This is a genomic window from Luteimonas sp. S4-F44 (assembly GCF_022637415.1).
Lineage (GTDB): Bacteria > Pseudomonadota > Gammaproteobacteria > Xanthomonadales > Xanthomonadaceae > Luteimonas.
Genome location: NZ_CP093340.1, coordinates 947,970 through 962,839, shown reverse-complemented (window position 1 = coordinate 962,839; position 14,870 = coordinate 947,970). Strand labels below are relative to the sequence as shown.

Genomic DNA, 14,870 nt, shown 5'->3' with positions numbered 1-14,870 from the left:
CGCTTACTTCTTGGTGACGGTCTCGGCGATGTTGGCCGGCGCTTCCGCGTAGTGGTCGAACTCCATCGTGAAGGTCGCGCGACCCTGCGACATCGAGCGCAGCTGGGTGGCGTAACCGAACATCTCGCCCAGCGGGATCATCGCGTTGATGATCTTGCCCGACGGGCTGTCGTCCTGGCCCTGCAGGATGCCGCGACGGCGGCTGACGTCGCCCATCACGTCGCCCAGGTAGTCCTCGGGGCTGACGACCTCGACCTTCATGATCGGCTCGAGCAGCACCGGGCTGGCCTTGTTGAAGCCTTCCTTGAAGCCCATCGAGCCGGCGATCTTGAACGCCATTTCCGACGAGTCGACTTCATGGTAGGAGCCATCGACCAGCCGGACCTTGACGTCGACGATCGGATAGCCAGCCATGATGCCGTTGGCCAGCACTTCCTGGATGCCCTTGTCGACCGCCGGGATGTACTCCTTGGGCACGACGCCGCCGACGATGGCGTTCTCGAACTCGTAACCGGTGCCCGGCTCCTGCGGCGAGATTTCCAGCCACACGTGACCGAACTGGCCCTTACCGCCCGACTGCCGCACGAACTTGCCTTCGGACTTGACCGACTTGCGGATCGTCTCGCGGTAGGCCACCTGCGGCTTGCCGACATTGGCCTCGACGTTGAACTCGCGCTTCATGCGGTCAACGATGATGTCCAGGTGCAGCTCGCCCATGCCCGAGATGATCGTCTGGCCCGACTCTTCGTCGGTACGCACGCGGAAGGACGGATCCTCCTGCGCCAGGCGACCGAGCGCCAGGCCCATCTTCTCCTGGTCGGACTTGGTCTTGGGCTCGACGGCCATCGAGATCACCGGCTCGGGGAAGCTCATGCGCTCGAGCACGATCGGCGCGTCCTGCGCGCACAGCGTGTCGCCGGTGGTGACGTCCTTCAGACCCACCGCCGCGGCGATGTCGCCGGCCAGCACTTCCTTGATCTCTTCGCGGTTGTTGGAGTGCATCTGCAACAGACGGCCGATGCGCTCCTTCTTGCCCTTGACCGAGTTGTAGACCTGGTCACCGGCGTTGAGCGTGCCCGAGTAGACGCGGAAGAACGTCAGCGAACCCACGAACGGGTCGGTCATGATCTTGAACGCCAGCGCCGAGAACGGGGCCTTGTCGCTCGACTCGCGCGACAGTTCCTTGGTCTCGTCGTCGACGTCCACGCCCTTGACCGCCGGCACGTCGACCGGCGACGGCAGCAGCTTGATGACGCCGTCGAGCATCGCCTGGACGCCCTTGTTCTTGAACGCCGTGCCACAGAACATCGGCACGATCTCGGTCTTGAGCGTGCGCTCGCGCAGGCCGTTGACGATCTCGTCCTCGGACAGCTCACCGCTCTCCAGGTACTTGTCCATCAGCTCTTCGCTGGCCTCGGCGGCCGATTCGACCATGAAGGCACGCGCCTCTTCGGCCTGCGCCTGCAGCTCGGCCGGGATGTCGCGGTACTCGAAGTTCAGACCCTGGGACGCGGTGTCCCAGTGGATCGCCTTCATCTTCAGCAGGTCGACCACGCCCTCGAAGCCGTCCTCGGCGCCGATCGGCACCTGCATCGGCACCGGCACCGCACCCAGGCGTGCCTTCAGCTGGTCGCGGACCTTGAGGAAGTTGGCGCCCGTGCGGTCCATCTTGTTGACGAACGCGATGCGCGGCACGTGGTACTTGTTGGCCTGGCGCCACACGGTCTCCGACTGCGGCTGCACGCCACCGACCGCACACAGCACGAACACTGCGCCGTCGAGCACGCGCAGGCTGCGCTCGACTTCGATCGTGAAGTCAACGTGCCCGGGGGTGTCGATGATGTTGAAGCGGTGCTCGGGGAAGGACTTGTCCATCCCCTTCCAGAACGCAGTCGTCGCCGCGGACTGGATCGTGATGCCACGCTCCTGCTCCTGCTCCATCCAGTCCATGGTCGCGGCGCCGTCGTGCACCTCGCCGATCTTGTGGCTCTTGCCCGTGTAGAACAGGATGCGCTCGGAGGTGGTCGTCTTGCCGGCATCGATGTGAGCCATGATGCCGAAGTTGCGGTAGCGTTCGATGGGAGTCGTGCGAGCCACGTCAGTATTCTCGTTTGGATGGAAGGACCCGACAGAGCCCGGGCGCCTTCGCGATGGAATCGCTTGAATGGACGAATGCCGCCTTTCGGCGGCCTTCGAATCCTGCGTGCGGTCGATGACCGCCTGGAGGCACCTTGAATGGTGCCGGCGGGCCCCGGGTTCAACCGGAGCCCGCAGGTCCGCTTACCAGCGGTAGTGCGCGAACGCCTTGTTGGCGTCGGCCATGCGGTGGGTCTCTTCACGCTTCTTGATCGCACCGCCCCGGTTCTCGGAGGCGTCGATCAGCTCGGCGGCGAGCTTGCGCGGCATGCTGTTCTCGCCGCGCTTGCGCGCCGACTCGATCAGCCAGCGCATCGCCAGCGCCATGCGGCGCGAGGCGCGCACTTCGACCGGCACCTGGTAGGTCGCGCCACCGACGCGGCGGGACTTGACCTCGACGGCCGGCGAGACGTTGCCCAGCGCCTTCTCGACAAGCTCGAGCGCTTCGGGGTTCTTCTCGCCGATGACGTCCATCGCACCGTAGACGATCTTCTCGGCGACCGACTTCTTGCCGCTCTTCATGACCATGTTGATGAAGCGGGCGATCGTCTCGCTGCCATGCTTCGGGTCGGGCAGCACCGAGCGCTGCGGGGTGTTTCCTTTACGCGACATTCTCTAATCCTCAGCCCTTCGGACGCTTTGCGCCGTACTTCGAACGTGCCTGCTTGCGCTTCGCAACGCCGGCAGCGTCGAGCGAACCGCGAACGGTGTGGTAACGCACACCCGGCAGATCCTTGACGCGACCGCCGCGGATCAGCACCACCGAGTGCTCCTGCAGGTTGTGGCCTTCGCCGCCGATGTACGAGATGACCTCGTAGCCATTGGTCAGGCGGACCTTGGCGACCTTGCGCAGCGCCGAGTTCGGCTTCTTCGGGGTCGTGGTGTAGACGCGGGTGCAGACGCCACGGCGCTGCGGGCAGTTCGCCAGCGCGGGCGAAGTGCTCTTGTAGGTTTCGGGGCTGCGCGACTTCCGCACCAGCTGGTTGATCGTTGCCATCAGTCTCTGGTCTGTGGATCGGGCCTGGGCCCGGTGAAAACGAAGGCAGACGGAACATGCCGTCTGCCAGACGAAAAAGTATAGCCCGCGCTGACGCAACGCGTCAACGCAAGCTCTACTGCCGCCGGCCGCCCACAGGGTCGACCCGGCCTACAACGCGTCCCGTCCGTCCTGGACCGAATACGAGCCGCGTCCTGCGCCTCATTTCGGAGTCTGGGCGGCCCCGAAGGGCCGCCAAAGGTGGGCTATCTTAGCCTGCGTTCTCGTCGCTGTCAGCCACCTGGGACACCGGGGCGTCCTCGAGCATGACCTGATCGGGCGACAGCGCCACCGGCGCCGCCGTCTCGACCACGTCCTGGGCCACCAAACCGCCCGACAGCGTGTCCATCTCGGACTCGGTCAGGCCCGACGCCGCCCGGCGGCGCTGGGTGTGGTAGGCCAGGCCGGTACCGGCCGGGATCAGGCGGCCGACGATCACGTTCTCCTTGAGGCCGCGCAGGCTGTCGCGCGTGCCGCGCACGGCCGCCTCGGTCAGTACGCGGGTGGTTTCCTGGAACGAGGCGGCCGAGATGAACGACTCGGTCGCCAGCGATGCCTTGGTGATGCCCAGCAGGACCGGGTCGAACTTGGCCGGCAGCTCGTTGCGGGCGATCAGCTTGGCGTTGTCCTCGATGACGCGCTGGCGCTCGGCCTGCTCGCCATGGAGGAAGCGGCTGTCGCCGGCATCGGTGATCTCGACCTTGCGCAGCATCTGGCGAACGATCACCTCGATGTGCTTGTCGTTGATCTTCACGCCCTGCAGCCGGTAGACGTCCTGGATTTCCTTGGTCAGGTACGACGCCAGCTCCTCGACGCCCTTCAGGCGCAGGATGTCCTGCGGACTCGGCTCGCCGTCCACCACGGTCTCGCCCTTCTCGACGTGCTCGCCCTCGAACACGATGATCTGGCGATACTTGGGGATCAGCTCCTCATGGTCTTCGCCGTCGGCACCCTTGATGATCAGGCGCTGCTTGCCCTTGGTGTCCTTGCCGAAGCTGACGATGCCCGACTTCTCGGCCAGGATCGCCGGGTCCTTCGGCTTGCGGGCCTCGAACAGATCGGCCACGCGCGGCAGACCACCGGTGATGTCGCGGGTCTTGGACGCTTCCTGCGGCACCTTGGTCACCACGTCGCCCACGCCGACGGCATCGCCGTCCTGCAGGTTGACGATCGAGCGCGGCGGCAGCAGGTACTGCGCCGGCAGGTCGGTGCCCGGGATGTTGAGGTCGTTGCCAGCCTTGTCGACGATCCGCACGATCGGACGCAGGTCCTTGCCCTGCGAGCCGCGGCGCTTGGGATCGGTGATCTCGCGCGACGCCAGTCCGGTCAGTTCATCGGTCTTCTCGATGACGGTGACGCCCTCGACGAAGTCCACGAAGCGGATGAAACCCGCCACTTCCGACACGATCGGGTGATTGTGCGGATCCCAGTTCGCAACGGTTTGGCCGGCCTTGATGGCATCGCCATCACGCACGGTGATCATCGCGCCGTAGGGCAGCTTGTAGCGCTCGCGCTCGCGGCCATGGCCGTCGAGCACCGACAGCTCGCCCGAACGCGAGACCGCGACCAGGTTGCCGCTCTCGTGGGTCACGAACTTGAGGTTGTTGAACTTGATCGAGCCGGTGGTCTTGACCGTCACGTTGTCGATGGCGGCCGCACGCGACGCCGCACCACCGATGTGGAACGTGCGCATCGTCAGCTGGGTACCGGGCTCACCGATCGACTGCGCGGCGACCACGCCCACGGCCTCGCCCTGGTTGACCAGGTGACCACGGCCCAGGTCGCGGCCGTAGCAGCTCGAGCACACGCCGAACGCGCTTTCGCAGGTGATCGTGGAGCGGACCTTGATCGACTGCACACCGGCCTCTTCCAGACGCACGACCCACTGCTCGTCGAGCAGCGTGTTGCGCGTGACGATCGGATCTTCGTCGTTGCCCGGCAGGAACACGTCCTCGGCCACGACACGACCCAGCACGCGGTCGCGCAGCGGCTCGACCACGTCGCCGCCTTCGACGATCGGGGTCATGGTCAGGCCGTCGACCGTGCCGCAGTCGACTTCCGTGATCACCACGTCCTGGGCCACGTCGACCAGGCGACGGGTCAGGTAACCGGAGTTCGCGGTCTTGAGCGCGGTATCGGCCAGACCCTTACGGGCACCGTGCGTGGAGTTGAAGTACTCCTGCACGTTCAGACCTTCGCGGAAGTTCGCGATGATCGGCGTCTCGATGATCGAGCCGTCCGGCTTGGCCATCAGGCCGCGCATACCGGCCAGCTGACGGATCTGCGCCTGGCTACCACGCGCGCCGGAGTCGGCCATGATGTAGAGCGAGTTCATCGACTTCTGCGCGACCGTCTCGCCCTTGGCGTTGGTCACGTGGTCGGTGCCGATCGCGTCCATCATCGCCTTGGCGATGCGCTCATTGGTGCGCGACCAGATGTCGACGACCTTGTTGTAGCGCTCGCCGGCGGTGACCAGACCCGACTGGTACTGCTGCTGGATCTCCAGCACCTCGGTCTCCGCCTCGGCCAGGATGCCCTTCTTCTCGTTGGGGATCGTCATGTCATTGATGCCGATCGAAACACCCGCGCGGGTCGCGTTGCCGAAGCCGGTGTACATCAGCTTGTCGGCGAACACGACCGTGTCCTTGAGGCCCAGGCGACGGTAGCAGGCATTGATCAGCCGGCTGATGTTCTTCTTGTTGAGCTCGACGTTGGCCAGCTCGAACGGCAGGCCGTCGGGCATGATCTCCAGCAGCAGCGCACGACCCACGGTCGTTTCGACGATCGAGGTCACCTTCTCGCGCGAGCCGTCCTCGCCGATCACGGTCTGGTTGATACGAACCTTGATCTTGGCGTGCAGGCCGGCGGCCTTGTTGTCGAACGCGCGACGCACTTCGGCGATGTTGGCGAACACCATGCCCTCGCCCGGGATGTTCTCCAGCGCACGGGTCATGTAGTACAGACCGAGCACGACGTCCTGCGACGGCACGATGATCGGCTCACCATTGGCCGGCGAGAGGATGTTGTTGGACGCCATCATCAGCGCACGCGCTTCGAGCTGGGCCTCGAGGCTCAGCGGGACGTGCACGGCCATCTGGTCGCCGTCGAAGTCGGCGTTGAACGCGGTACACACCAGCGGGTGCAGCTGAATTGCCTTGCCTTCGATCAGCACCGGCTCGAACGCCTGGATGCCCAGGCGGTGCAGCGTCGGCGCACGGTTGAGCATGACCGGGTGCTCGCGGATGACCTCCTCGAGGATGTCCCAGACTTCCGCCTCTTCGCGCTCGACCAGCTTCTTGGCGGCCTTGATCGTCGTGGCCAGGCCACGGCGCTGCAGCTTGGCGAAGATGAAGGGCTTGAACAGCTCCAGCGCCATCTTCTTCGGCAGGCCGCACTCGTGCAGGCGCAGGGTCGGGCCGACCACGATGACCGAACGGCCCGAGTAGTCGACGCGCTTGCCCAGCAGGTTCTGGCGGAACCGGCCCTGCTTGCCCTTGATCATGTCGGCCAGCGACTTGAGCGGACGCTTGTTGGTGCCGGTGATGGCACGGCCGCGACGGCCGTTGTCCATCAGCGCGTCGACCGATTCCTGCAGCATGCGCTTTTCGTTGCGCACGATGATGTCGGGCGCGTTGAGTTCGAGCAGGCGGCGCAGACGATTGTTGCGGTTGATCACGCGGCGGTACAGATCGTTGAGATCCGAGGTCGCGAAGCGGCCGCCATCCAGCGGCACCAGCGGACGCAGATCCGGCGGCAGCACCGGCAGCACGGTCATGATCATCCACTCGGGACGATTGCCCGAATCGATGAACGCCTCGACCAGTTTGATGCGCTTGGTCAGACGCTTGAGCTTGGTCTCCGAGCCGGTCGCGGCGATCTCTTCCTTCAGACGGGCCATCTCGGCCTGTAGATCGATCGTGCGCAGCAGGTCGAACACCGCCTCGGCGCCCATCGCGGCGTCGAAGTCGTCGCCGTGCTCCTGGCGCATCTGCATGAACTGCTCTTCATTGAGCAGCTGGCCGCGCTCGAGCGGGGTCAGGCCTGGCTCGGTGACGACGAACGCCTCGAAGTACAGGATGCGTTCGATGTCGCGCAGGGTCATGTCCAGCATCAGGCCGATGCGCGAAGGCAGCGACTTGAGGAACCAGATGTGGGCGACCGGCGAGGCCAGGTCGATGTGGCCCATGCGCTCGCGGCGCACCTTGGCCAGCGTGACCTCGGTGCCGCACTTCTCGCACACCACGCCGCGGTGCTTCATGCGCTTGTACTTGCCGCACAGGCACTCGTAGTCCTTGATCGGGCCGAAGATCGCCGCGCAGAACAGACCGTCGCGCTCAGGCTTGAACGTGCGGTAGTTGATCGTCTCGGGCTTCTTCACTTCGCCGAACGACCACGAACGGATCAGGTCGGGCGAGGCCAGCGCGATCTTGATCGCGTCGAAGTCCGGGATCTGGCGCTGCTGGTTGAAGAGGTTGAGCAGGTCTTTCATGTCTTTACTCCGGGAATGGGGAACCTGGGGCGGGATGGATCGTGGTCGCGCGCGGCGCGCTCACATGCGCCGCGCGACGAAACGCCCTGCCTCAGTGCTCCTCCAGCTCCATGTTGATCGCCAGCGAGCGGATTTCCTTGACCAGCACGTTGAACGACTCGGGCATGCCGGCAACCATCTCGTGCTCGCCGTCGACGATGTTTTTGTACATCTGGTTGCGGCCCTGCACGTCGTCGGACTTCACCGTCAGCATTTCCTGCAGGGTGTAGGCCGCGCCGTAGGCTTCCAGCGCCCAGACTTCCATCTCGCCGAACCGCTGACCGCCGAACTGCGCCTTGCCGCCCAGCGGCTGCTGGGTGACGAGCGAGTACGGACCAGTCGAGCGTGCGTGCATCTTGTCGTCCACCAGGTGGTTGAGCTTGAGCATGTGCATGTAGCCCACGGTCACCTCGCGCTCGAACGCTTCACCAGTACGGCCGTCAAACAGGCGGGTCTGACCGCTGGTCGGCAGGTCCGCCAGCTCCAGCATCGCCTTGATTTCCGACTCGGCGGCGCCGTCGAACACCGGGGTCGCCATCGGCACGCCGTCGGTCAGGTTGCCGGCCAGCGTCAGCAGCTCCTCGTCGCTGAACTGCGACAGGTCGACGCGCTGCGCAGCCACCGACTTGTCGTGGTTGTAGATCTGGTCGAGGAACGCACGCAGCTCGTTGACCTTGGCCTGCGCGTCGAGCATCCGCTGGATCTTCTCGCCCAGACCCTTGGCCGCCAGGCCCAGGTGGACTTCGAGGATCTGGCCAATGTTCATACGCGACGGCACGCCCAGCGGGTTGAGCACGATGTCGACGGTGTTGCCGTTGGCCATGTAGGGCATGTCCTGCACAGGCACGATGGTCGACACGACACCCTTGTTGCCGTGACGGCCGGCCATCTTGTCGCCCGGCTGGATGCGGCGCTTCACGGCCAGATAGACCTTGACCATCTTCAGCACGCCCGGTGCGAGGTCGTCGCCCTGGGTGATCTTGCCGCGCTTGTCGGCGAACCGGCGTTCGAATTCCTTCTGATGCGCGTCGATCTGCTTCTGCGCGCGCTCGATCGCGTCGGCCGCGTCCTCGTCCTTCATCCGGATCTGGAACCAGTCGGACTTCTTCAGGCCGTCGAGCACCAGCGAGGAGACCGTATCGCCCTTCTTCAGGCCCGGACCGCCATTGGCGACCTTGCCCTGGATCTGCGCGCGCAGACGCGCGTAGATCGCCGACTCGAGGATGCGGAACTGGTCGTCGAAGTCCTTCTTGACGCGCTTGATCTCGGATTCCTCGATCTGCTTGGCGCGCTTGTCCTTCTCGATGCCGTCGCGGGTGAAGACCTGCACGTCGATGACGGTGCCGTCCATGCCCGGGGGCACGCGCAGCGAGCTGTCCTTCACGTCCGAGGCCTTCTCGCCGAAGATCGCGCGCAGCAGCTTCTCTTCCGGCGTCAGCTGGCTCTCGCCCTTCGGCGTGACCTTGCCGACCAGGATGTCACCGGCGCGCACTTCCGCACCGATGTACACCACGCCCGACTCGTCAAGACGGTTGAGCGCGTTCTCCGACACGTTCGGGATATCGGCGGAGATCTCCTCCGGTCCCAGCTTGGTGTCGCGGGCGACCGCGGTCAGCTCTTCGATGTGGATCGTCGTGTAGCGGTCTTCCTTGACGACGCGCTCCGACAGCAGGATCGAGTCTTCGAAGTTGTAGCCGTTCCACGGCATGAATGCGACCAGCATGTTCTGGCCCAGCGCGAGCTCACCGATGTCGGTCGAGGGACCGTCGGCCAGCACGTCGCCGCGCGCGACCACGTCGCCCACATTCACCAGCGGACGCTGGTTGATGCAGGTGTTCTGGTTGGAGCGCGTGTACTTGATCAGGTTGTAGATGTCGACGCCGGCATCGTGCTCGCCGGAGATCTCCTCTTCATTGACCTTGACCACGACGCGACCGGCGTCGATCTGCTCGATCACGCCGCCACGGCGGGCGTTCACGGTCACGCCCGAGTCGCGCGCCACGGCGCGCTCGATGCCGGTACCGACCAGCGGCTTTTGCGCGCGCAGCGTCGGCACAGCCTGGCGCTGCATGTTGGCGCCCATCAGTGCGCGGTTGGCGTCGTCGTGTTCGAGGAACGGCACAAGCGCAGCCGCGACCGACACGGTCTGCATCGGCGAGACGTCCATGTAATGGATCTCGGCCGGCGGCTTGAGCAGCGACTCGCCCTGGAAGCGGCAGTCGACGAACTGCTGCGTCATCACGCCCTTCTCGTCCTGGACGGCGTTGGCCTGCGCGATGACGTAGTCGTTCTCTTCGATCGCCGACAGGTACTCGATCTCGTCGGTGACGCGGCTGTCGACGACCTTGCGGTACGGGGTCTCGAGGAAGCCGTACTTGTTGGTGCGCGCGAACGTCGCCAGCGAGTTGATCAGGCCGATGTTCGGGCCTTCCGGCGTTTCGATGGTGCACACGCGGCCGTAATGGGTCGGGTGCACGTCGCGCACTTCGAAGCCGGCACGCTCGCGGGTCAGACCGCCCGGGCCCAGGGCCGAGACGCGACGCTTGTGCGTGACTTCCGACAGCGGGTTGTTCTGGTCCATGAACTGCGACAGCTGCGAGGACCCGAAGAACTCCTTGACAGCGGCCGCGACCGGCTTGGCGTTGATCAGCTCCTGCGGGGTCAGGCCATCGGCCTCGGCCATCGTCAGGCGCTCGCGCACGGCGCGCTCGACGCGGACCAGGCCCACGCGGAACACGTTTTCGGCCATTTCACCAACCGAACGCACACGACGATTGCCCAGGTGGTCGATATCGTCGACCACGCCGCGACCGTTGCGGATCTCGGTCAGCACGCGGATCACGTCGAGGATGTCGGACGTCTGGCCGTACTGCTCGCGCAGCTTGACCGAGTCCTCGTCCTTGCGCTCGGCGAAGTAGCGCGCGTCGTAGAGCACCGGCGCGCCGGTGACTTCCTTGCGGCCCAGACGGCGGTTGAACTTCATCCGGCCCACGCCCGACAGGTCGTAGCGCTCGAAGGTGAAGAACAGGTTGTGGAACAGGTTCTGCGCGGCGTCCTTGGTCGGCGGTTCGCCGGGACGCATCATGCGGTAGATCTCGACCAGCGCGTCGAGCTGGGTCTTGGTCGAGTCGATGCGCAGGGTGTTGGACAGATACGGACCGCGGTCGAGGTCGTTGACCCAGATCGTGCCGATGGTCTCGATACCGGCCTTGCGCAGCGCCTCGAGGGTCTCGAGCGAGATCTCGTCGTTGGCGGTCGCAACCAGCTCGCCGGTCGACGGGTCGATGACGTCGTGCGACAGGATCTGGCCGACCAGGTAGTCGTCCGGCACTGCCAGCGCGGTGATGCCCGAGGCCTGGAGCTGCTTGACGTGGCGCGCGGTGATGCGCTTGCCGGCCTCGACGATGACCTTCTCGCCGTCGAGCAGGTCAAAGTTCAACGTCTCGCCGCGCAGACGCTCGGAGACCAGCTCCAGCTGCACACCCTCGCCTTCGGGCAGGATGTGGTAGCTGTTGATCTCGAAGAACTCGTTGAGCATCTCTTCGTTGTTGTAGCCGAGCGCGCGCAGCAGCACCGACACCGGCAGCTTGCGGCGACGGTCGATACGCGTGAACAGCGCGTCCTTCGGGTCGAACTCGAAGTCCAGCCAAGAGCCGCGGTAAGGAATGATGCGGGCCGAGTACAGCAGCTTGCCCGAGCTGTGGGTCTTGCCGCGGTCATGATCGAAGAACACGCCCGGCGAGCGGTGCAACTGCGAGACGATGACGCGCTCGGTGCCGTTGATGATGAAGGTGCCGTTGTCGGTCATGAGCGGGATCTCGCCCATGTAGACCTCCTGCTCCTTCACATACTTGATGGCCTTGCTCGACGACTCGCGGTCGTAGATCACCAGGCGCACGGTCACGCGCAGCGGAGCACCGTAGCTCAGGCCACGGTTGCGGCATTCACGCTCGTCGAACCCCGGTTCGCCGAGCTTGTAGCCGACGTACTCCAGCGCGGCGTAGCCGTTGTAGCTGACGATCGGGAACACGGATTTGAGTGCGGCGTGCAGGCCGCGGTCCTCGCGCTTGGCGGGGTCGCGGTCGGCCTGCAGGAACTCGCGATAGGAGTCGACCTGGATGGCCAGCAGGAACGGCACCTCGAGGATCTGGCGGCGCTTGCCGAAGTTCTTGCGGATGCGCTTCTTCTCGGTGAACGAGTAGTTCGCCTGATGCGGGTTCGACTGGAGCTGGGACGTCGTCATGGGGAGTACGCCTCGATGGATCGGTGGACCGACTGGCGATCCGGGAACATGAGTTGCCACTGGGTAGTCGCTGGTATTGCCGGCACCAGCACGCCTTCTCCCGCTACTACCCACTGACAACTGCGTCGTTGTCTGTTCAGGCCGCCCGGTTTCCGGAACGACCAAGGGCCGGGAGCTTTCGCCCCCGGCCCCGGCGCATCGTCAGCATGTGCTGCGATGCCATGGTGCCGCTTACTTGATCTCGACAGTCGCGCCAGCGGCTTCGAGATCCTTCTTGATCTTCTCGGCTTCTTCCTTGGTCGCGCCTTCCTTGATCTCCTTCGGCGCGCCTTCGACCAGGTCCTTGGCTTCCTTCAGGCCCAGGCCGGTGATGGCGCGGACGACCTTGATCGACTCGACCTTCTTGTCGCCGGCAGCCTTCAGGATGACGGTGAACTCGGTCTGCTCTTCGGCAGCGGCGGCCGGGCCGGCAGCGGCGGCGGCAGCGGCGACCGGGGCGGCAGCGGAGACGCCGAACTTCTCTTCGATGGCCTTGACCAGCTCCATCACTTCCATCAGGGACTTCTCGGCGATGGCGTCGACGATCTGCTCAGTGGTAAGGGACATTGTGATTACCTTTGAAAAGTTTTCTGGGATTGGGTTCGTTGGACCAGCAGGTCGGGCTTACGCCGTCGCTTCGGTCGCGCTTTCGGCAGCAGCTTCGGCCGGCGCATCCTCGCCACCGCCCTGCTTGTCGCCGACGGCCTTGACGGCGCGGGCGAACATCGCGGCGGGCTCGGAGAGCACGCGGGCCAGCATGGACAGCGCCTGCTCGAGCGTCGGCAGCGACGCCAGCACGTCGACATGGCTGGCCGGATACAGCTGGCCTTCCACGACGACCAGCTTGGGCAGCAGCTTGTCGTTGGTCTTGGCGAATTCCTTGATCAGGCGACCGGCAGCGCCGGGCTCCTCGGTCGAGAACGCGTACAGCAGCGGGCCGGACAGCGAGTCCTTGGCGCACTCGTACTCGGTACCTTCCACGGCACGCGCGGCCAGGGTGTTCTTGACAACACGCAAGTACACACCGGTCTCACGAGCCTTCTTGCGCATCGCGGTCAGCTGACTGACCGAGGTGCCCAGGTACTCGACGGCGATCAGGGAGTGGGCGTTCGCGGCGACCTGTGCCAGCTCGGCGACAACTTCCTGCTTCTGGGACAGATTGAGAGCCATTCATCACTCCTCGTTGTGAACTCCGCTCACGGCTCCTGCCGCTTGCGGTCCTGAGCGGCCCCCGTCCCTGGGAGGCCGGGGATGCGCGAAGCATCCCGGTGGTGGCCTTTCCTGCCTGGCTGGACACATGTCGAACCAGAAAACTCCAGAAAGGGCATCACCATCTGCGCAGGCCCTTTGGTGCGGACACCTCGGGATTAAGCGCTCTCGATCCTCGGTGGCGGCGATTCCCTGCCAATTGGGCGCATCCGATGCCCGTCGCCACGTTGATCCAGACCGCGCCTGCGGTCTTTGACGGCGCCGCGCTGGACCACAGGTCCGTCGCGATGCCCCCAAAAGTGGCGTCGCCCCGCGGACGGGGCGACGCGCGATATCACCACTCGATCAGCGCGCGATGCTCAGCGTGGACTGGTCGACGATCACGCCCGGGCCCATCGTCGAGCTGAGCGAGATCTTCTGCAGGTACTGGCCCTTGGCGGTGGCCGGCTTGGCCTTGACCAGGTCGGCGAGCAGCGCCTGCAGGTTTTCCTTGAGCTTGTCGGCGTCGAAGTCGGCCTTGCCGATCGTGCAATGGATGATGCCGGCCTTGTCGGTGCGGTAGCGGACCTGACCGCCCTTGGCGTTCTTGACCGCCTCGCCCGGGTTCGGCGACACCGTGCCGACCTTCGGGTTGGGCATCAGGCCGCGCGGGCCGAGCAGCGTGCCGAGCTTGCCGACGACGCGCATCGCGTCCGGGGTCGCGATCACGACGTCATAGTTGATGTCGCCGGCCTGCATCTTCTCGGCCAGATCGTCCATGCCGACGGCGTCGGCACCAGCGGCCAGCGCCTCGTCGGCCTTGGCACCGGCCGGGGCGAACACCGCGACGCGCACGCTCTTGCCGGTACCGGCGGGCAGCACGGTCGAGCCGCGGACCTGCTGGTCGGACTTGCGCGCATCGACGCCCAGGCGGACGGCGACGTCCACGGCCTCGGCGAACTTGGCGTTGCTGTTGTCCTTGACGATCTTCAGCGCATCATCGATGCCGTAGCTCTTGCCCGGCTGCACCGCGGCCTGCAGCCGCTTCTGTCGCTTGGTCTGTGCCATGGTCTCAGCCCTCCACCGTCAGGCCCATCGAACGGGCCGAGCCCGCGATGGTGCGCACTGCTGCATCCAGATCCGCTGCGGTCAGATCCGGCTCCTTCGCCTTGGCGATGTCCTCGAGCTGGGCGCGCGTGACCTTGCCCACCTTCTCGGTGTTGGGACGCTTGGAGCCCGAGCCCACGCCCGCCGCCTTCTTCAGCAGCACCGTGGCCGGCGTGCTCTTGGTGATGAAGGTGAACGTACGGTCGGAGTACGCGGTGATGATGACCGGGGTCGGCAGACCCGGCTCGAGCTTGGAGGTCGCTGCGTTGAACGCCTTGCAGAACTCCATGATGTTCAGGCCACGCTGACCCAGCGCGGGACCGACCGGCGGCGAGGGGTTGGCCTGCCCGGCCTTCACCTGCAGCTTGATGTAACCGACGACTTTCTTTGCCATTGTGTGCTCTCCGGGTGCGAACGCCTGGTGCTCAGGCTCCCCATCGGGCCGGGAAAATCACGTGTCCCGGCTTCACGTTGTCCATCCGCGCGAAAGGCCGCCCATGCGGCGGCCTATGCGCTTGCCCTGCTCGACCGGACAGTGAGTCGGGCACTATAGCAGGGTTTGGCGCGCCCGTCACATCGGCGGCGCGCCGCGG

Annotated in this window: 9 protein-coding genes; all 9 read right to left on the bottom strand. The window is 65.4% G+C overall.

Annotated elements, in window-relative coordinates; translation table 11 throughout:
* Nucleotides 1-3: 3 nt before the first annotated feature.
* Nucleotides 4-2,097 carry an elongation factor G gene (gene fusA / locus MNO14_RS04360; RefSeq protein WP_183427974.1) on the bottom strand — a complete coding sequence of 698 codons (2,094 nt, stop codon included), beginning with the start codon at nucleotides 2,095-2,097 and terminating at the stop codon, nucleotides 4-6.
* Nucleotides 2,098-2,280: 183 nt separating this feature from the next.
* Nucleotides 2,281-2,748 carry a 30S ribosomal protein S7 gene (gene rpsG / locus MNO14_RS04355; RefSeq protein ID WP_183427975.1) on the bottom strand — a complete coding sequence of 156 codons (468 nt, stop codon included), beginning with the start codon at nucleotides 2,746-2,748 and terminating at the stop codon, nucleotides 2,281-2,283.
* A 10-nt stretch (nucleotides 2,749-2,758) separates the two neighbouring features.
* Entirely contained in the window at nucleotides 2,759-3,133 is a 375-nt protein-coding gene (gene rpsL / locus MNO14_RS04350; RefSeq protein WP_183427976.1) for a 30S ribosomal protein S12, read from the bottom strand.
* 250 nt (nucleotides 3,134-3,383) lie between these two features.
* A complete protein-coding gene (gene rpoC / locus MNO14_RS04345; protein WP_241945546.1) occupies nucleotides 3,384-7,661 on the bottom strand; it encodes a DNA-directed RNA polymerase subunit beta' in 4,278 nt (1,425 codons plus the stop codon).
* Between the two features lie 91 nt (nucleotides 7,662-7,752).
* Nucleotides 7,753-11,943, bottom strand: coding sequence for a DNA-directed RNA polymerase subunit beta (gene rpoB, locus MNO14_RS04340; RefSeq protein ID WP_241945545.1), 4,191 nt, complete (start codon nucleotides 11,941-11,943; stop codon nucleotides 7,753-7,755).
* Between the two features lie 231 nt (nucleotides 11,944-12,174).
* Nucleotides 12,175-12,549, bottom strand: a complete 375-nt coding sequence (rplL, locus tag MNO14_RS04335) for a 50S ribosomal protein L7/L12 (protein WP_183427979.1) — start codon at nucleotides 12,547-12,549, stop codon at nucleotides 12,175-12,177.
* 57 nt (nucleotides 12,550-12,606) lie between these two features.
* Nucleotides 12,607-13,152 carry a 50S ribosomal protein L10 gene (rplJ, locus tag MNO14_RS04330; RefSeq protein ID WP_183427980.1) on the bottom strand — a complete coding sequence of 182 codons (546 nt, stop codon included), beginning with the start codon at nucleotides 13,150-13,152 and terminating at the stop codon, nucleotides 12,607-12,609.
* Nucleotides 13,153-13,536: 384 nt separating this feature from the next.
* The gene (gene rplA / locus MNO14_RS04325; RefSeq protein ID WP_183427981.1) at nucleotides 13,537-14,238 is read right to left on the bottom strand and encodes a 50S ribosomal protein L1; all 702 of its coding nucleotides are present in this window, start codon (nucleotides 14,236-14,238) and stop codon (nucleotides 13,537-13,539) included.
* A gap of 4 nt (nucleotides 14,239-14,242) precedes the next feature.
* Complete coding sequence (gene rplK, locus MNO14_RS04320) at nucleotides 14,243-14,671, bottom strand: 50S ribosomal protein L11 (RefSeq protein WP_047138323.1); 429 nt, start codon at nucleotides 14,669-14,671, stop codon at nucleotides 14,243-14,245.
* Nucleotides 14,672-14,870 lie beyond the last annotated feature (199 nt).